General features: G+C 66.4%; 15 protein-coding genes and 1 pseudogene. 11 read left to right on the top strand and 5 right to left on the bottom strand.

Going from position 1 to position 17,552, the window contains the following annotated elements; translation table 11 throughout:
- Positions 1 to 85 precede the first annotated feature (85 nt).
- Positions 86 to 1,408 carry a plasmid replication protein RepC gene (repC, locus tag AB3G45_RS06335; RefSeq protein ID WP_367829752.1) on the top strand — a complete coding sequence of 441 codons (1,323 nt, stop codon included), beginning with the start codon at positions 86 to 88 and terminating at the stop codon, positions 1,406 to 1,408.
- 93 nt (positions 1,409 to 1,501) lie between these two features.
- A complete protein-coding gene (locus AB3G45_RS06330) occupies positions 1,502 to 1,795 on the top strand; it encodes a DUF6074 family protein (protein WP_367829751.1) in 294 nt (97 codons plus the stop codon).
- A 2-nt stretch (positions 1,796 to 1,797) separates the two neighbouring features.
- On the opposite strand, the gene AB3G45_RS06325 is transcribed toward AB3G45_RS06330, so the two are convergent.
- Positions 1,798 to 2,379, bottom strand: coding sequence for a LysE family translocator (locus AB3G45_RS06325; protein WP_367829750.1), 582 nt, complete (start codon positions 2,377 to 2,379; stop codon positions 1,798 to 1,800).
- A gap of 146 nt (positions 2,380 to 2,525) precedes the next feature.
- On the opposite strand from AB3G45_RS06325, the gene AB3G45_RS06320 reads away from it, so the two are divergent.
- The 9 genes and pseudogenes from AB3G45_RS06320 (at position 2,526) to AB3G45_RS06280 (ending at position 12,891) form a co-directional block, all read left to right on the top strand.
- Positions 2,526 to 3,026: a heme-degrading domain-containing protein gene (locus AB3G45_RS06320; RefSeq protein ID WP_367829749.1), complete on the top strand. Its 501-nt coding sequence runs from the start codon at positions 2,526 to 2,528 to the stop codon at positions 3,024 to 3,026.
- A gap of 131 nt (positions 3,027 to 3,157) precedes the next feature.
- Positions 3,158 to 4,951 carry an ATP-binding protein gene (locus AB3G45_RS06315; RefSeq protein ID WP_367829871.1) on the top strand — a complete coding sequence of 598 codons (1,794 nt, stop codon included), beginning with the start codon at positions 3,158 to 3,160 and terminating at the stop codon, positions 4,949 to 4,951.
- Positions 4,948 to 6,303: a sigma-54-dependent transcriptional regulator gene (locus AB3G45_RS06310; protein ID WP_367829748.1), complete on the top strand. Its 1,356-nt coding sequence runs from the start codon at positions 4,948 to 4,950 to the stop codon at positions 6,301 to 6,303. The genes AB3G45_RS06315 and AB3G45_RS06310 overlap by 4 nt, the downstream gene beginning before the upstream one ends.
- A gap of 200 nt (positions 6,304 to 6,503) precedes the next feature.
- Positions 6,504 to 7,487: a tripartite tricarboxylate transporter substrate-binding protein gene (locus AB3G45_RS06305; RefSeq protein ID WP_367829747.1), complete on the top strand. Its 984-nt coding sequence runs from the start codon at positions 6,504 to 6,506 to the stop codon at positions 7,485 to 7,487.
- 93 nt (positions 7,488 to 7,580) lie between these two features.
- Entirely contained in the window at positions 7,581 to 8,042 is a 462-nt protein-coding gene (locus tag AB3G45_RS06300; protein WP_367829746.1) for a tripartite tricarboxylate transporter TctB family protein, read from the top strand.
- Positions 8,043 to 8,051: 9 nt separating this feature from the next.
- The gene (locus AB3G45_RS06295) at positions 8,052 to 9,557 is read left to right on the top strand and encodes a tripartite tricarboxylate transporter permease (protein ID WP_367829745.1); all 1,506 of its coding nucleotides are present in this window, start codon (positions 8,052 to 8,054) and stop codon (positions 9,555 to 9,557) included.
- A 526-nt stretch (positions 9,558 to 10,083) separates the two neighbouring features.
- Positions 10,084 to 10,700: pseudogene (locus AB3G45_RS06290) on the top strand (DUF1403 family protein); the annotation flags it as partial.
- A 2-nt stretch (positions 10,701 to 10,702) separates the two neighbouring features.
- On the top strand, positions 10,703 to 11,380 hold the full coding sequence (locus AB3G45_RS06285) for an SMC-Scp complex subunit ScpB (protein ID WP_367829744.1): 678 nt from the start codon (positions 10,703 to 10,705) through the stop codon (positions 11,378 to 11,380).
- A 698-nt stretch (positions 11,381 to 12,078) separates the two neighbouring features.
- A complete protein-coding gene (locus AB3G45_RS06280; protein ID WP_367829743.1) occupies positions 12,079 to 12,891 on the top strand; it encodes a helix-turn-helix transcriptional regulator in 813 nt (270 codons plus the stop codon).
- A 368-nt stretch (positions 12,892 to 13,259) separates the two neighbouring features.
- On the opposite strand, the gene AB3G45_RS06275 is transcribed toward AB3G45_RS06280, so the two are convergent.
- The 4 genes from AB3G45_RS06275 to AB3G45_RS06260 are packed head-to-tail and all read right to left on the bottom strand — an operon-like array spanning position 13,260 to position 17,536.
- Entirely contained in the window at positions 13,260 to 14,765 is a 1,506-nt protein-coding gene (locus tag AB3G45_RS06275) for an aldehyde dehydrogenase (protein WP_367829742.1), read from the bottom strand.
- Between the two features lie 21 nt (positions 14,766 to 14,786).
- On the bottom strand, positions 14,787 to 15,575 hold the full coding sequence (locus tag AB3G45_RS06270; protein WP_367829741.1) for an ABC transporter permease: 789 nt from the start codon (positions 15,573 to 15,575) through the stop codon (positions 14,787 to 14,789).
- Between the two features lie 9 nt (positions 15,576 to 15,584).
- The gene (locus tag AB3G45_RS06265; protein WP_367829740.1) at positions 15,585 to 16,454 is read right to left on the bottom strand and encodes an ABC transporter permease; all 870 of its coding nucleotides are present in this window, start codon (positions 16,452 to 16,454) and stop codon (positions 15,585 to 15,587) included.
- Entirely contained in the window at positions 16,451 to 17,536 is a 1,086-nt protein-coding gene (locus AB3G45_RS06260; protein ID WP_367829739.1) for an ABC transporter ATP-binding protein, read from the bottom strand. The genes AB3G45_RS06265 and AB3G45_RS06260 overlap by 4 nt, the downstream gene beginning before the upstream one ends.
- Positions 17,537 to 17,552 lie beyond the last annotated feature (16 nt).

Raw genomic sequence — 17,552 nt, 5'->3', positions numbered from 1 at the left:
TCGCACTTCCCCGAATCACAGTCAAGCCTTTTTGGCACCGGTTCCGGTGATGGGGTTTCTTTTGCCTGTTGAAAGGTGAAGAGACATGGAGACGGACGGCATAACGACGCCCTTCGGGCGGCGGGCGATGACGCTTGGCATGCTCGCAAGCCAGGCGATCGCAAGGACGGTCCCGCCGGATGCGTGCGTGGACAAATGGAAGCTGTACCGCTGGCTCTGCGAGGCGCGGCCGAAGCTGGGCATCAGCGACCGGGCGCTCTCGGTGCTCAATGCGCTTTTGAGCTTCTATCCGAAGGCCGAGCTTTCGGGGGCCGACGGCATGGTGGTGTTCCCGTCGAACGCCCAGCTTTCCCTGCGCACCCACGGCATGGCGGAGACCACGCTGCGCCGGCATCTCGCCGCACTGGTGGAGGGTGGCCTCCTGACGCGGCGCGACAGCCCGAACGGCAAGCGCTATGTGCGACGCGACCGGCAGGGCGCGATCGGCGAGGCCTTCGGTTTTTCGCTGGCCCCCCTGCTCGCCCGGGCCGAGGAAATCGAGCAGCGTGCCGCCGAGGTGGTCGCCGAGCGCCTGTTGCTGCAACGGCTGCGGGAGCGCGTGACGCTGGTGCGCCGGGATATCGCCAAGCTGATCGAGACCGCACTCGAAGACGGGCTTGCCGGCGACTGGATGCGCCATGAGGCGGATTTCCGCATGCTTGTCGGCGCCCTGCCGCGCGTTCCGACGCCGGAGACCCTGACGCCGGCGCTCGCTGCGCTCGAAGCGCTCCGCTCGCAGATCCTCAAGCATCTGGAACGGCAGATTATTTTTGAAAAATCGGCGGGCAATGCCGGCCAAACTGAGCGGCACAAACAGAATTCAAACCCCGACTCATCTTCTGACTTTGAACCTTGCTTCGAAACGAAGCCGGGCGGCGATGCCGAGCCAGAACAGGAACCCGATAGCGGGGGATACGGCAGGAAGGATGAAACGGCGGGCGGGCGGTATTCGCAATGGCCCGTGGGCACGCCGACCCCGGCAAAGGGGCTTCATCCACAGCCGGCAAACGCGTCGGATGCGCTCAAACCCTATCCGCTGGGGCTCGTGCTGCAGGCCTGCCCGGAAATCGTGGCCTTCGGGCCGGGCGGCGCGATTTCGAGCTGGCGCGATCTGATGACGGCGGCCGTCGTGGTGCGCTCCATGCTGGCGGTGAGTGCCTCGGCCTACGAGGATGCCTGCGCGATCCTCGGGCCGGAAAATGCGGCGACGGTCATTGCCTGCATTCTCGAGCGGGCCGGGCACATCAATTCGGCGGGCGGCTATCTGCGCGATCTCACCCGTCGGGCCGAACGCGGCGAATTCTCGCTCGGGCCGATGCTGATGGCGCTCATGCGGGCAAACGAGAAGCCGGCGCGGCAGGTGGGATGACCATGTCATGACGGCACGGGAAGCGCATTTCGGAAACCGGGCATTAACCATGCTTTCCCTAATCATGGGGGGAAGACAAGGAAGCCCGAATCAATGCCACCCTATGCCGCGATCCAGCCGAACCGCCACGCCGTTGCCAACGAGAACGGACCGGTCGTCCCCTTCCCTGCCGAACGTCGCACGGCCCATGTCCGCCGCTGCGCCGGCGAGCTTTCCGGCCTGCACGGCGACGAGGCGCGGCTTTACTGGCTGAAGGTGTGCCGCGAACTTGCGGCCGAATTGCAGAAGGTCGGTTCTTCCGAGAACCAGGCGCGCGCGGCGGTCTTCGCCTTCCAGGACGAGGTGCAGCAGGAATTGATGCGGCGCCACCAGGCCGAGGAGGCCTGATTTCAGATAAGGCCGGACGCGCTTCCGGCAAGGCCGAGCGAGAAGGCGCCGAGGCAGACCGCCGCGATACGGTAGACCAGTTGCGGCGAGAGCAACTGGGCGCGGCCGATCAGGCTTCCGAGAACCAGGAAGCTCGCGCCGGCGCCGGCGACCAGGAGGCTGAACAGCCCGATGGCCGGGGCGATCTGCGCCAGCGGACCATGCGGCATGATGACGAGACCGATGATCGGCGCCTTCGGATTGAGGAGCGTCGTCACGAAGACCTGGCCGATCGTCACGGACGATGCGCTGTCCGGGTTCTTCTGAACGGCCGAGACATGCCAGAGCCGGATGGCGAGGAACAGCACCCATGATGCGGCCGCAAGGCGAAGGGCGACGGCAAGAGCAGGTCGCCCTTCCAGAAGCGAAGCGGCGACCGTCGCCAGGGGCACGACGACGACGAGATAGCCGGCAAGTTCGCCGAGCAGCAGGGGAAGGCTGGCGCGGAAGCCGCGTGCGGCCGCCCCGACCGTCAGCAAGGTGTTTGTCGGCCCCGGCGTCAGCAGCAGCGCGAGAATGGCGAAGAGAAAAAGGCTGTCCGGCATGAGGATCCCATAGGCGGAATGGTCTGAACGGCTCCACCCTAGAAGCTTCCTGCACCGCGGCCTTGATCTCCGTCAAGGGCGGGCATCTTCCCCCGCGCGCGAAGTCCCGCTAAGGATCGTCCCGGAACCAAGCGCGGGAGAGCACGATGACCGAGATGATTGCGGACGACATTCGCCGGCTGGAGGAGCAGGAGCGTCTTCTGCGGTTCGGCCGGTTCAGCCCGGACGATGCCTGGGCGCTCGGCAACCGGGTGCGCGAAACGGCGCTGGCCCGCGGCGCCGGCGTGGCGATCGACATTTCCCTGCGCGACCGCACGCTGTTTCATTGCGCCCTGCCCGGCACCTCCACCGACAATGTCGAATGGATCCGCCGCAAGCGCAACACCGTGCTGCGGCTGTGGCATTCCTCCTATCTCGTCGGGCGGCGGCTGGCGCTGTCCGGCCGCGACCAGGGGGATGCGCACAATCTTTCCCTCGCCGACTTCGCGGTGCACGGCGGCGGCTTCCCGCTCTTCGTCGCGGACCTCGGCTGCGTGGGGGCGGTCACGGTTTCCGGCGTGCCGCAGCGCATCGACCATGCCATCGTCGCCGATGCGATGGCGTCCTTCCTGAACATCGACCTGGGCGACAGCCGGTTGCCGGACTGACCCCCCTCCCCTGCCCGCCCCTCTAGGAAAGAGGGAGCCGGCCCGGTAGGATGGAAGGCGGCCGGCCGGCCGAAGGAAAGCGGAGAGGAGCCGTCGTTCCCGTGAAATTGCGTCATGCCCTGGCCTTCGTGATGCTGCCGATCGTCGTGGTGCTCATCATCCTGCAGGGCGGCGCGCTGCTGACCCGCAGCTATATGGACGACGCCTCCCTGCAGGCCGGCACGACGCTTCGCCTCGCGGTCGCCGCGCTCGGCGGCCATCTCAGCCGCTACGAGCCCCTGCCCGCGCTGATCGCCGACCACGACGATATCGAGGCGCTGCTGCAATCGCCCTCGGACCCGGGCCTGCGCCGGACGGCCAATCAATATCTGAAAGAAATCAACGGCCTGCTGGAATCGTCCGATATCTATGTGATGACACCGGACGGCAATACGGTCGCAGCCAGCAATTATGAGGTGCCTGGAACCTTCGTCGGGCAGAATTTCGACTACCGCCCCTATTTCAAGGAAGCGATCGCGGGCCGGCAGGCGCGGTTCTATGCGCTCGGCACGACGTCGCTGAAGCGCGGCTATTACTTCTCCTCTCCGGTGGAAGCGGGCGGCGCGATCCTCGGCGTCATCGTCTTCAAGGTGGATATCGACACGATCGAGGCCTCCTGGCGCGGCGGGGAATACGAGATCTTCGTCGCCGATCCCGAGGGGATCATCTTCATGACCGGCAACGCGGCCTGGCTCTATAACGGCATCCTTCCGCTCGACGCCCCTCGCCTTGCCCGCACCCAGGCCTCGCGCCGCTATGCCGAAGCGGAATTGAAGCCCCTCCCCGTCGCCGAGAGTGTTTACCACGGTCAACACCTGATGCGGATCGCCAGCGCCGGCTCGACGCGCGAATATCTCCAGCTTTCGCAATACATGCCGCAGGCGGACTGGACGGTGAACGTTCTGCTCGACACGGCATCGGTGCGCGCGCAGGCCCGCACCACCCTCATCGCCATCCTGCTGTTCATCTGCCTTGCCGGGCTGGGGCTTGCCGTCCTCTGGCAGCGCCGCGCCCGGGTGGTGGAGCGGCTGCGCCTGCAGGAGGAGGCGCGCAACGAGCTGGAACGCCGCGTCGAGGAGCGCACCGCCGACCTTGCCCGGGTGAACGAGCAGATCGAACTGGAGGTCGCCGAGCGGCGGCTGACCGAGCAGGAACTGCGCAAGACCCAGGCCGACCTCATCCAGGCCGGAAAGCTCGCCGGCCTCGGCCAGATGTCGGCCGCCCTCTCCCATGAATTCAACCAGCCGCTCGCCGCCGCCAAGACCTATGCCGACAGCGCGGCCGTCCTGATCGACCGCGGCCGCGTGCCGGAGGCACAGGACAATGTCCGCCGCATCTCCGCCCTCATCGACCGCATGGCCTCGATAAGCCGCCACCTGCGCAACTTCGCCCGCAAGCCGAACGAGAAGCTCGGGGCGGTTCTCCTGTCGGAGGTTCTCGCCGACACGATGGAGATCGTCGCCCCGCGGCTGAAGGCGGCGGCCGCCGACCTTGCGGTCACGCTCGCGGACGAGGCCTTCGTCGTGCGGGCCGGTCCGGTCCGTCTCCAGCAGGTGCTCGTCAACATCATCAGCAACGCGGCCGACGCCGTCGAGGGGCTGGACGACCGGCGGATCCGGCTTTCCGCACGGTGCGAGGGCGATCATGTCGTCATCGAGGTGCGCGACCATGGGCCGGGCGTGCCGGCCGCGATCGCCGACCGTATCTTCGATCCCTTCTTCACGACCAAGGGCGTCGGCAAGGGGTTGGGCCTCGGCCTTTCAATTTCCTATAATATTATCAAGGACTTCGGGGGAAATCTCTCCGTCCGGAACCATCCCGATGGCGGCGCCGTCTTCCGCATCGTGCTCGATGTGGCGAGCCATGCACGGGAGGCGGCGCAATGAGCGGGCCGCGCATCCTGCTGATCGACGACGAGGAGGAGATGCGGCGCTCCTCGGCGCAGGCGCTGGAACTGTTCGACCTGCCGGTCGACACCTTCGCCAGCGCCGAGCCCGTGCTGGAACTCGTCGGCTATGCCTTCGACGGGGTGGTGGTCAGCGATATCCGCATGCCGGGCATGGACGGGATGACGCTTTTGCAGCGCATCCGCGAGGTGGATCCGGAGGTGCCGGTCATCCTGGTCACCGGGCATGCGGATGTGCAGCTGGCGGTCAGCGCCATGCGGGCCGGCGTCTATGACTTCCTGGAGAAACCGTTCACGGCGCAGCATCTCGCCGGCATCATCCGCCGGGCGATGGATCGCCGCAGCCTCGTCCTGGAGAACCGGCGCCTGCGGGCGGTCGCCGGCAAGCGGGACGATATCGAGGCCCGGCTGCCGGGGCGCACGCAGGCCATGGTGGACCTGCGCTACCGGCTGCGGGCCATCGGCGCGAGCGATGCCGATACGCTCGTCATCGGCGAGACGGGGGCGGGCAAGGAGGTGGTGGCGCGCGCGCTGCACGATATCAGCGCCCGGGCGAACCGCCCCTTCATCGCGATCAACTGCGCGGCCCTGCCCGAGACCTTGATCGAGAGCGAGCTGTTCGGCCATGAGGCCGGGGCCTTTCCCGGGGCCCTCAGGCCGCGCTTCGGCAAGTTCGAGCACGGCCGCGGCGGCACGATCCTCCTGGACGAGATCGGCTCCATGCCCTTCGACCTGCAGGCGAAGTTCCTGCGCGTGCTACAGGAGCGCGTCATCACCCGTCTCGGCTCCAACGAGCCCGTGCCGCTCGACCTGCGCTTCATCGCGACCAGCAAGGTGGACCTGGCACTGGAGGTCGCGGCCGGACGGTTCCGGGCCGACCTCCTCTACCGGCTCAATGTCGCGACGCTGCATGTGCCCTCGCTGGCGCAGCGCCGGGCCGACATTCCCCTCCTCTTCCTCCAGCTCGTGCGCGAGGCCGCGGCGCGCTACGGCCGCGCCGATATCGACGTGCCGGCGGAGTTGACGGCGGACATTGCCGGCCGGAGCTGGCCGGGCAATGTGCGGGAGCTGCGCAATTTCGCCGACCGGCTCGTGCTGGGGCTGGACACGGCGCCGGACGAAGCCGCGCCGGACGCCGGCCCGCAACGCCTCGCCGACCGGGTGGCGGCCTATGAGCGGGGCCTGATCGCCTCGGCGCTCGCCGCTCATGGCGGCAGCCTGAAGCCGGTTTACGAGCAGCTCGGCGTCTCCCGCAAGACGCTTTACGAGAAGATGCAGAAGTACGGGCTGGACAAGAATCTGAGGTCCGACCTGCTCCACGACGACGTCTAGCGCCCGGGATGGGTGGATTTCCACCCATCCTTACGTCCGTTTGTTCCCGTCTCCACCCATCCGGACGGGTTTACCGCCGTAAACTCACCCGTAAAGTCCCCTCGCCGCTTGCCTTCCTGCCGTCACGGCGGCCCTTCTAGGCCATCCAGAACCGGCGCGGGAGGAGCCACGCCGGCTGGTCATTTCATCGGGAGGATTTGATGAAGACCTTAAAAGCCATGTTCGGCGTTTCGGCTGCGCTCGCCGTGTCGCTGCTCGCCACCTCTGCGCTCGGCCAGACCTATCCGGAACGGACCATCACCATGGTGGTGCCCTTCTCCGCCGGCGGCCCGACCGACACGGTGACCCGCCTCGTCGCCGAGGCCATGTCGAAGGACCTCGGCCAGCAGATCGTCGTGGAGAATGTCGGCGGCGCCGGCGGCACGCTGGGCGCCGGCCGCGTCGCCAGCGCCGACCCGGACGGCTATACGCTGCTGCTCCACCATATCGGCATGGCGACCAGCGCGACGCTCTACCGCAAGCTCGCCTATGACACGCTGAACGCCTTCGACTATGTCGGCCTCGTCACCGACGTGCCGATGACCATCGTCGCGCGCAAGGACTTCGAGCCGACGGACCTCAAGGGCCTGATCGACTATATGAAGGCCAACAAGGACACGGTGACCGTGGCCAATGCCGGCATCGGCGCGGCCTCGCATCTGTGCGGCATGCTGCTGATGAGCGCCATGGAGACGCAGTTCGTCACCGTTCCCTACAAGGGCACCGGCCCGGCGATGACCGACCTGCTCGGCGGCCAGGTCGACGTGATGTGCGACCAGACCACCAACACGACGAAGCAGATCCAGGGCGGCACGATCAAGGCCTATGCCGTGACGTCCCCTGCCCGCCTCGGCAACCTGCCCGACGTTCCGACGGCGGAAGAAGCCGGCCTGCCCGGCTTCCAGGTCGGCATCTGGCACGGCATCTATGCGCCCATGGGCACGCCGGCAGACGTGACCGAGCGGCTTTCCAAGTCGCTGCAGCTCGCGCTGAAGGACCCGAACGTCGTCGCCCGCTTCGCCGAACTCGGCACGGCGCCCTCCGCCGAGGCCGAAGCGACGCCGGCCGCGCTCAAGGCGAAGCTCGAAAGCGAGATCGCCCGCTGGAAGCCCGTCATCGAGGCCGCCGGCCAGTACGCGGACTGACCGCCGCACGGATCGGCCCGGGACGGTGTTGACCGCCGTCCCGGGCCGTCACCGGCCAGCGCGGCCCGTCCGGCCGCCGGGAGAGGGGATCCCATGAAGCAATTGCAATTCGACCGTACCAACGCCATCTGCGGCCTGGCCTTCATCGCGCTCGGCGGCTTCTTCATCTATCAATGCCTCAACCTGGAACTCGGCACCGCCTTCCGCATGGGGCCGGGCTTCTTCCCGTTGATCCTCGCCGTGATCCTGGCGCTGCTCGGCGTCGTCGTGCTGGTCCAGGCGACGCGGGTGGAGGGCGAGCCCATGGGGCCGCTGGCGCTGCGCGGCATGCTGTTCATCCTGCCTGCGCCCGTCTTCTTCGGGCTCACGGTGCGCGGGCTCGGCTTCGTGCCCTCGCTGTTCTTCGCCGCGCTCATCGCCGCCTTCGCCTCCTCGCGCATGAAGCCGCTGATGGCGGTGCTGCTTGCCGGGGCGATCACGCTCTTCTCCGTCGTGGTGTTCAGCTACGCCCTCGGGCTGCCGTTCGAGCGCTTCGGCCCCTGGACGCGGCTTTAGGAGGCGGATATGGATCTTGTCAGCAATCTTGCCCTCGGCTTCACGACGGCGGCCTCGCCCGCGAACCTTGCCTTCTGCCTTATCGGCGTGCTGCTCGGGACGCTGATCGGCGTGTTGCCCGGCATCGGCGCGACGGCGACCATCGCCATGCTCCTGCCGATCACCTTCCAGCTGGAGCCGGTCTCCTCGCTGATCATGCTCGCCGGCATTTATTACGGCGCGCAATACGGCGGCTCGACCACGGCCATCCTGATCAACATGCCGGGCGAATCCTCGTCCGCCGTGACGGCCATCGACGGCTACCAGATGGCGCGCAAGGGCAGGGCGGGGGCCGCGCTCTCCATCGCCGCGCTCGGCTCGTTCTTCGCGGGCTCCGTCTCCACCTTCCTCGTCGCGATCTTCGCCATACCCCTGACGGGAATCGCGCTGAAGTTCGGCGCCGCCGAATATTTCTCGCTGATGGTCGTCGGCCTGGTCTCGTCCATCGCGCTCGCCCACGGCTCCATCGTCAAGGCGCTGGCCATGGTGGCGCTGGGCCTGCTGCTCGGGCTCGTCGGCACGGATATCTATACCGGCACGCCGCGCTTCAACCTCGGCATCCGCGAATATTCCGACGGGCTCAACTTCGTGGCGGTCGCCGTCGGGGTGTTCGGCATCGCGGAGATCCTGCGCAACCTCGAAGGCGAGAAGACGCGCAGCCTGGTGATGGCCAAGGTCTCCGGCCTGTGGCCGACCCGGGACGATTTCCGGCGCATGGTCGGCCCGGTGCTGCGCGGCACGGCCATCGGCTCGGCGCTCGGCATCCTGCCGGGGGGAGGGGCGATCCTCGCGGCCTTCGCTTCCTATACCGTGGAGAAGCGCGTTTCCGACCACCCGGAAGAATTCGGCCAGGGGGCCGTCGCCGGGGTCGCCGGTCCCGAATCGGCCAACAATGCCGGGGCGCAGACCTCGTTCATCCCGCTGCTGACGCTCGGCATACCGGCCAATCCGGTCATGGCGCTGATGGTCGGGGCGATGATCATCCAGGGCATCGTGCCCGGCCCGAATGTCGCGACCGAGCAGCCGACGCTGTTCTGGGGCATCATCGCCTCCATGTGGATCGGCAACCTGATGCTCGTCGTGCTGAACCTGCCGCTGATCGGCCTCTGGGTGAAGCTGCTGACGGTGCCCTACTACGTGCTCTTCCCGATCATCATGGCCTTCTGCTCAATCGGCGTCTACAGCGTGAACTCGAATGTCTACGACCTCTATGCGGTCGCGCTGTTCGGCCTCGGCGGCTACCTGCTGGTCAAGCTGCGCTGCGAGCCGGCGCCGCTGCTGCTCGGCTTCGTGCTCGGGCCGCTGCTGGAGGAGAACCTGCGCCGCGCCATGATCCTGTCGCGCGGCGACCCGACCACGTTCTTCACGCGCCCGATCAGCGCGATCTTGCTGGCCGTGGCGCTGGCCGTCCTCATCGTCGTCTTCCTGCCTTCGGTCAAGAAGAAGCGTGAGGAGGTTTTCCAGGAAGAAGACTGAAAACGGAAAACCCGGGGGGAGGGGCCGTCATGATCGGGCGGCCCCCGCTGTAACCTGAACTCTTCTCCCGATGTGGTGGGGCTGCTCATGCGCCCTGCCAAGCCCACCGGCATCGACCCGGCGAGGGCGCCTCGCCTGCTCATCGATAGGATGGGAGGAGCGGGTGAGACGCGCATTTCGCCAGCGTCGCGCAGACCAATAGTGACCGATCCGCTGCTACGCAGTTCGGCTGAATATGAACGCTTGACCAATCAGTTCTTGACAGGCCCGGGCTGGATCGCGGACAAAACCCGCCGGAGCGCGAACGCAGTCGCGCTCTGATCGATGCGGTGCTTTCGCGGAATTTGCTGAGCACCAGCGACATCGGGCCATTTGTCTGAAACGGGTAAACAACGGATAAGGCAATCCTATCCTTCTTTATCGTAACCAGACATGCGGTGCGGTTATTGGTATAATCCTGGTCGAAACCGCGCAGAATATGTATGCTTTCCGGCATGGGTTCGCATATCGCCACGGCTCTGCCGACCTCACCGCCGCAGGAGACGATCCCGGTCCCGCCGGGAAGGTGTTCCAGGCCTATAGAAGGCTCGCCGGCCGAAACCCGGCTTCCTTTCGAAAAACCTGGCCGAACTCGCAGACCTCATGGGACTGGCATGGGACGCACGGCTCGCCGCAGCCGTCAACCATGCCGATGCGGCGCTCCAATCCGGCCGGCCCGTGCCTTTCGCCGCGGCCGACCTTGTGGCGCGCATCTGTGCCGAGCGTCCCGTTCCGCTGCTGATGGCCGAGCGTTCCGGTGCGGTCTTCAAGACCCTGGAGGCCGGGGACGTGTCCGCCCGGGCGAGCCGGAATTTCCGCGCGTCGTCTGCCTTGCCCTGGTCGAAGGGGCGGGGGCCGCCTTGCGCTCGGCCGGTGAGATCGCGCGGCGTGCCGATACGCTTCTCGCCGTCGCGCCGAAGCTGCGCACCAAGGGGGCCGGGGCGGTGATGGCGAGGCTGCTCGAGGAGGACGCCGTTGCGGCCACGGCCCCCCGGCAGCAATCTTTCCCGCTGGGCGGCGACCCAGCGGTTCGAGCGGCTGGAGGGTTTTGGCGCCGTGCGGGAACTCTCCGGCCGCGCCTCCTTCCGCATTTTCGGATTGTGACCATGGTCGGATCGACCAGCACATCTGGTGGCCGCAGACCGAAGACGGAGGACGAGGTCCTCTTCGACCGGGAGCTTGCGGACATGCCGCCGGCGCTGCGCTGGCGCGAATGGATGCTGCGCGTCGAGGCGGTGCTGTTCACCGCCGCCGAGCCGGTCGGCCGCGAGGTGCTTGCGCGAGTGGTGGGCCGGGAGTGCAGCATCGACCTCTTGATCGACGACCTCCGGGAAGAGCTGGGCGGCCGTCCTTACGAGATCGTTGCCGTCGCCGGCGGCTGGCAGCATCGGAGCCGCTCGGCTTATGCCTCTGCAATCCGCGCCTCGCAGGTGCCGACGCGGGGCGCTGCGCCCGCGCTGTCGGACTTCGAGACGATGGTGTTGATGGCCGTTGCCTATTTCCAGCCGATCACCCGCGGCGACCTGTCGAAGATCTTCGGCAAGGAGGTCAGCCGCGACACGATCGGCGCGCTCCGCAACGCAGGCTTCCTCGGTTCCGGTCCGCGCAGCCCGACGCCGGGTGCGTCCTATACCTATGTGACGACGAAGCAGTTCCTGTCGGCCTTCGCCATGCAGACGCTGCGCGATCTGCCCGACATCGAGGCGCTGGAAGATGCCGGGCTGCTCAGCCGGCAGGTCGTGCAGGAGGAAGCACTGGCGGCGGCCGAGGGCGAGGAAGAATAGTTTGTGATCAGGACGCACGGACCGCGGATTGCCGAGGCCATCCGTGATGCAAGATTGCGAAACCTGCGATGACGGCGGCCAGTCTAGTAGAAACCTCTGCACGTGGAACCTGCAAACCGGTGCTACAGGCGAAACAGTCGGCGCGCGCCCGCATTTGCAAATACGATCATGCCGGCGGCAGCAAGGGCAAATGCGGCTGTCGGACATGCCTCAAGAGATTCGACCAACTCCGCACCAAGCATCATCACTCCGGCCAGCACAACCTTTTCGAAGGTCGGAAATCTCGCAGTACTTTGGATGGTAAAGAAGACGCTCCAGCGATCGCCGAACCGATGGATTCCGGCGCCTGCTCTCGCTCTCCAACACGCGTGCTGTGGAGACCTTACTTTGTTCGCTCGGGGGAAAATTGGTGTTCGCCGTCGATCAAGCCAATGTGGCGCGAATACCTGTACAATTCCGCAAAACGGTACAGAATCGAATTCTGTGCATCCATTGTATTTGCTGGAAACCTTCGAAGTCGCCAAACTGAAAGGACAACGGTTGGGTTCCGTCCTGTTTCCCACACGCCGATTGTCAACGGAAGATGTTCCGCGCGGAGAACGGCTTGCCTTCGTGCACGATTTCATGGCGCGTCATATCGGCGGGCGCCGGCTTGCCCCGGCCCCGACCGCGACAATGTCCGCATCGACATGGAGGCAATGCCCCTGCCCGGCGGCCTGACGGTGGCCCGGGGGCATTATAACCCGATGGGTGGCGCCCGGACGCGGGAACTGCTACAGGACGGCCGTGAACAATATCTGCTGCTGATCCACAACGAAGAGCATGAGATTTCGATCGACGGCAAGGCGCTGATCAAGATCACCCCGAGCGATATCGTTCTCCTGAACGAGGGAACCTGCCATGAATTCTGGTACGGCAAGCCGACGACCGTCGATCTCGTGTCGCTGGATCGCCAGATGCTTGCCGATCTCGCCCCCCGCATCGAGCTGGAAGCAAGCTACCTGATACCGGCAACGGCCTGCGGCATGCCGCTGCTGGCGAACTATGTCGAGACGCTGCGGCGTCATCCGCCCGCCTCGGCCAGGGACGGCGACATGGCGTCCCGCCATGTCTACGATCTGACGGCACTGGTGCTCGACGGCTTCGTGCGCGGCGGGGCGGAGCGGAACGAGCGCAGCAAGGCGGCCGCGCGTTTCCGGCTGGTGCAGAGGGTCGTTCTGGAGAACCTGTCCGATCCGGGGCTCCATATCGATCTCGTCGCCCAGCGCCAGGGCGTCACTCCGCGCTACATCCAGCGCCTGTTCGAAAGCGAAGGCACGACTTTCACGGAATATGTGCGCGACTGTCGGCTCGATCTCGCCTTCCGCCTGCTCAGGGAGCGCGATGCCGATTCCGGCATGATCACCGCCATCGCCTACGATGTCGGCTTCTCGGACCTGTCGACATTCAGCCGGGCGTTTCGCCGGCGCTTCGCCGCCACGCCTTCCGAGATCCGGCGCTCGTCCTTCTGAGTTCGGGCGGGCGCTTGCCGGCGAGGGCAGCAGCGTCACCGCCTCGCTGCACGATCTCGGGCTTGCCGCGCGCTGGCGCTCGCGGCTGATCCTGCGGGACAAGGGGCGGATCGTGGCCGACGGCCCGCCGAGCGCGGTGCTGATGCGGGAGCGCCTGCGCTCGGTCTACGCCGCCGATGCCCATCTCGGCGAGGCCGGGGGAAACCGATTGTCATGCCGCTCGACCTTGCGGATGGAATGTCTCGCGCTCGGGCGACATAGCCTGAGGCGGGCGAGTTGGTCAGCCAAGTATCCCTATACCGAAGCCTATCCGCGCCTTGAGGGCGCCGCCTCCAGCGGCGCCCTCTACCCTGAAATGGCAGTGCCTCTCAGTCGAGGTTCACCCAGACCGATTTCGTCTGCGTGTATTGCGTCAGGGCTTCCAGGCATTTGTCGCGGCCGTTGCCGGTCTGCTTGTAGCCGCCCCAGATCGAGGTCATGTCGCCGTGGTCGAAGCAGTTGACCCAGACGACGCCCGCCTCGATGTCGCGGGCGAAGCGGTGCGCCCTGGAGACGTCACGCGTCCAGACGGAGGCGGCGAGCCCGTAGATCGTGTCGTTGGCGATCTCGATGGCATCATCGATCCCGTCGACCGGGATGATGGCGGCGACCGGGCCGAAGATCTCCTCGCGGGCGATGCGCATCGTGTTGTCGACGCCGGTGAAGAGCGTCGGCTCGACGAAGGCGCCGGCGGGCGAGGCGGCGAGCGTGCCGCCGCCGAAGCGTAGCGCCGCCCCTTCCTTTCGGCCAATGTCGATATAGTCCAGCACCCGCTTCTGGTGCGAGGCGGTGACGAGCGGGCCGATGGTCGTCGAGGGATCGAGTGGATCGCCGAGTACGAAGTTCTCCCTTGTGCGGGCGGCAAAGCGCTCGACGAAATCGTCGTGGATGCGCTTTTCGACAAGGATGCGCGAGCCGGCGTTGCAGACCTCGCCCTGGTTTCCGTAGATGCCGTTGACCGCATAGGTGACGGCGGTGTCGAGATCGTCATAGTCGCCGAGCACGATCTGCGGTGTCTTGCCGCCGCATTCCGTCGAGATGCGCTTCATGTTCGATTGACCGGCATAGATCATCAGGAGCTTGCCGACCTCGGTGGAGCCGGTGAAGCCGATCTTGTCGACATCGTTGTGCAGCGCCAGCGCCTTGCCGGCCTCTTCCCCGAGCCCATGCACCACGTTGAGGACGCCGGCCGGCCCGCCCGCCTCGATGAAGAGTTCGGCAAGGAGATTGGCCGAGAGCGGCGATTGCTCTGCCGGTTTCAGCACGACGGAATTGCCGGTGGCAAGCGCCGGGCCGAGCTTCCAGGCGGCCATCATCAGCGGATAGTTCCACGGCACGATGAGGCCGACGACGCCGAGCGGCTGGCGCAGGATATAGTGCAGCGCATTCGCCGCGGTGGCGGTCACCGCGCCCTCGATCTTGTCGATCGTCTCGGAGAAGAACTTCAGCGACATGACGGAGCCCGGAATGTCGATGTTCATCATGTCCATCACCGGCTTGCCCATGTCGAGGCTGTCGAGCACGGCGAATTCCTCCGCATGGGCCGCGACGAGGGCGGAGAATTTCTCCAGCACGGCCATGCGGGCGCGCGGATCCATGCGCGACCAGGCGCCGGAGCGGAATGCCTTGCGGGCGACAGTGACGGCCCGGTCGATCTCGGCCGCGCCGCCGCGCGCCACCTCGGCGATGGTGCCGCCCGTCGCGGGGTTGATCGTCGGGAAGGTGCGCCCGTCGGCGGAATCGACATAGGCCCCGTCGATGAAGTGCTTCGTGCGGAATTTCAGCGATCCGGCCTTGTTGCGCCAGAAATCGTGCGTGTAGGTCGAGGCATCCATGCTTGTTCTCCCTTCCATGGATCAGGATTGGTCGCGGTCGCGCAGGAGCGTGACCGAGAGGACGATGAGGACGAAGGACACGGCGACGATCACCGTGCCGATGGCGTTGATTTCCGGCGTGATGCCGCGCCGGAGCGTCGAATAGATGTAGATCGGCAGCGTCACTTCCCGGCCCGTCAGGAAGTAGGTGACGGGGATCTCGTCGAAGGAGAGGGTGAAGCACAGCAGCGCCGAGCCGAGCATGGCGCTGCGGATGGCCGGAAGCGTCACGCGGCGGAAGGTCTCGAAGGGCGTCGCGCCGAGATCGGCGGAGGCCTCGAACTGGCGGCGGTTGATCTTGGCGAGCCGCGCCATGACCTGCGAGACGACGACGCCGAGCAGCGCCGTCGCATGGCCGATCACCACCGCCGTCAGGCTCTGCGGAATGCCGATCTGCTTGTAGAAGTTCAACATGGCGATGCCCGTGACGATGCCCGGCAGACTGAGCGGCAGGAGGATGACATTTTGGAAGAGGCGCTTTCCGGGGAAATCGTAGCGGTCGAGCGCAAGGGCGGCCGTCACGCCGATGACGACGGAAAGCATGGTCGCGAACAGCGCAACCTGAAGACTGTTGGCGAGCGCCCGCAGCATCTGCCCGTTGGAAAGGAAGGCCTCGTACCAGTGCAGCGTGAAGCCGGCGAGGGGGAAGGACGTCACCTTGCTGTCGTTGAAGGAGAACATCACGAGGATGACGATCGGCAGGTAGAGGAAGGCGAGCACGCCGAGGCTGACGCCCACCATGCCCTTCTGCCACCATCTCAAGCGCAGCATGGCGGCCTCCTAGGAAAGGTCGACCCGGCCGGCCCGGTCGAGACGGCTGGAGAGTTGGAGAAGGATGAGGACGAGCGCCAGCACGAGCGTGGCGAGTGCCGAGCCGAGCGGCCAGTTGAGCGCGGCGCCGAACTGGGTCTGGAGCAGGTTCGCCACCATCGTGCCGTCCGGCCCGCCGACGAGCACGGGTGCGACGAAATCGCCGAAGGAAAGGCAGAAGGTCATGGTCGCACCGGCGACGACGCCCCCCAGCGACAGCGGGAAGATCACCTTCCAGAACGTCATGAACGGGCCGACGCCAAGGTCTTCCGAAGCCTCGATCAGCCGGCGCGGGATATTGTCGAGCACGGTGAACAGCGGCATGACCATGAAGGGCACGAAGATATAAACGAGCGTCACCACCATGGCGGTCTGGTTGTAGAGGAAGATGTCGAGCGGGGCCGAGACGATGCCGGTGGAGACCAGGAGCGAGTTCAGCGCGCCGTCCGTGCCGAGGATGATCTTCCACGTATAGGCGCGCAGCAGATAGGACACCCAGAGCGGCACGATCACCGACATGTAGAGCAGGTTGCGCAGCTTGCGCGAGCGGATGGTGAAGACGAGGAAATAGGCGAGCGGATAGCCGAGCAGCAGCGCGGAGACGGTGACGCAGGCGGCGATCTTGAGCGTCCTCAGGATGACGGTTGTATATTGCGGCTCGGCAATGATCTGCGCGTAGTTGCCGAACTGGAAATCCGGGTAGAACAGCGGGAACTGCCGCGACCAGAAGCTCACCGCCACCATGATCGCATAGGGCACGACCATCAGCAACAGAACCCAGGTGAGGGGCAGCGAGAACAGGGCGGCAAAACCGGGGAAGGTGCGGCGGGTGAGGCTCATCGCGTGCCTCCCCCGGCGAAGACCAGCACCTCGTGCGGGTCGATGCCAATCGCCACGCGGCCGCCGGACGCAAGGTCCGCGGGCACGGCGCTGCGCGCCAGCTCCGCGAAGATCGGCCCCTCGATCCCCTCGGCCACGAGTTCGAGGCGCAGCCGGTCGCCGTGGAAGAGGCGCTCCCGTACGGTGCAGGAAAGCGCGTTCTCCGTCTGCGCGGCGGCGACGTGGAGATGTTCCGGGCGCAGGCCAAGCTGGACGCTGCCCTTTGCGGCGGCAGCACCGTCGCGCCGGCTATGCAAGACCTGCCCACCGGCAAGCCGGAAGGCGTCGCCGCCGAGCGCTTCGGCTTCAACGAGGTTCGCCCCGCCGATGAAATCGGCGACATAGGGGCTCAAGGGCCGGTCGTAGAGTTCGGTCGGCGAGCCGACCTGTGCGATGCGGCCCTGGTTCATGACGACGATGCGGTCGGAGAGCGCCAGCGCCTCCGTCTGGTCGTGCGTGACCATCAGGAAGGTGATGCCGAGTTCGCGGTGCAGGCGCTTCAGTTCCACCTGCATGCCCTCGCGCAGCTTCACGTCGAGCGCGGAAAGCGGCTCGTCGAGCAGCAGCACGCGCGGCCGGCGCACGATGGCGCGCGCCATGGCGACGCGCTGGCGCTGGCCGCCGGAGAGCGCGCCGGGCCGCCGGCCGGCCATGCCCGAAAGCCCGACCATGGCCAGCGCATCGCCAACGCGCCTGTCGCGCTCGGCCTTGTCCACCCGGCCCGATTTCACCGAGAGGCCGTAGCCGATGTTCTCCGCCACGCTCATATGCGGGAAGAGGGCATAGTCCTGGAAGACTGTGTTGACCGGCCGCCGGTAGGGCGGGCGCTCCGTGACGTCCTCGCCGGCAATGGCGATGCCGCCGGCGCTCGCCTGCTCGAAGCCGCCGATCAGGCGCAGCGTCGTCGTCTTGCCACAGCCCGACGGGCCGAGCAGGGTCACGAATTCGCCCTCGGCGATCGTCAGGTCGGTTTCGTGCAGGGCGACGAATGCGCCATAGCGTTTCGCGACGCCGTCAAGCGTCACAATCGGGTTGGAGGTCATCGGGTCCCCGTCTGTG

The sequence above is a fragment of the Shinella sp. S4-D37 genome (assembly GCF_040812195.1).
In the GTDB taxonomy this organism is placed as follows: Bacteria; Pseudomonadota; Alphaproteobacteria; order Rhizobiales; family Rhizobiaceae; genus Shinella.
The sequence above is the reverse complement of the archived record's forward strand: the minus strand, read 5'-3'. Positions and strand labels throughout refer to the sequence as shown.

Excerpts from the sequence above, each read along its gene's own strand:
- repC (WP_367829752.1), top strand. The coding sequence starts at position 86 with ATGGAGACGGACGGCATAACGACGCCCTTCGGGCGGCGGGCGATGACG.
- AB3G45_RS06330 (WP_367829751.1), top strand. The coding sequence starts at position 1,502 with ATGCCACCCTATGCCGCGATCCAGCCGAACCGCCACGCCGTTGCCAAC.
- AB3G45_RS06325 (WP_367829750.1), bottom strand. The coding sequence starts at position 2,379 with ATGCCGGACAGCCTTTTTCTCTTCGCCATTCTCGCGCTGCTGCTGACG.
- AB3G45_RS06320 (WP_367829749.1), top strand. The coding sequence starts at position 2,526 with ATGACCGAGATGATTGCGGACGACATTCGCCGGCTGGAGGAGCAGGAG.
- AB3G45_RS06315 (WP_367829871.1), top strand. The coding sequence starts at position 3,158 with ATGCTGCCGATCGTCGTGGTGCTCATCATCCTGCAGGGCGGCGCGCTG.
- AB3G45_RS06310 (WP_367829748.1), top strand. The coding sequence starts at position 4,948 with ATGAGCGGGCCGCGCATCCTGCTGATCGACGACGAGGAGGAGATGCGG.
- AB3G45_RS06305 (WP_367829747.1), top strand. The coding sequence starts at position 6,504 with ATGAAGACCTTAAAAGCCATGTTCGGCGTTTCGGCTGCGCTCGCCGTG.
- AB3G45_RS06300 (WP_367829746.1), top strand. The coding sequence starts at position 7,581 with ATGAAGCAATTGCAATTCGACCGTACCAACGCCATCTGCGGCCTGGCC.
- AB3G45_RS06295 (WP_367829745.1), top strand. The coding sequence starts at position 8,052 with ATGGATCTTGTCAGCAATCTTGCCCTCGGCTTCACGACGGCGGCCTCG.
- AB3G45_RS06285 (WP_367829744.1), top strand. The coding sequence starts at position 10,703 with ATGGTCGGATCGACCAGCACATCTGGTGGCCGCAGACCGAAGACGGAG.
- AB3G45_RS06280 (WP_367829743.1), top strand. The coding sequence starts at position 12,079 with ATGCCCCTGCCCGGCGGCCTGACGGTGGCCCGGGGGCATTATAACCCG.
- AB3G45_RS06275 (WP_367829742.1), bottom strand. The coding sequence starts at position 14,765 with ATGGATGCCTCGACCTACACGCACGATTTCTGGCGCAACAAGGCCGGA.
- AB3G45_RS06270 (WP_367829741.1), bottom strand. The coding sequence starts at position 15,575 with ATGCTGCGCTTGAGATGGTGGCAGAAGGGCATGGTGGGCGTCAGCCTC.
- AB3G45_RS06265 (WP_367829740.1), bottom strand. The coding sequence starts at position 16,454 with ATGAGCCTCACCCGCCGCACCTTCCCCGGTTTTGCCGCCCTGTTCTCG.
- AB3G45_RS06260 (WP_367829739.1), bottom strand. The coding sequence starts at position 17,536 with ATGACCTCCAACCCGATTGTGACGCTTGACGGCGTCGCGAAACGCTAT.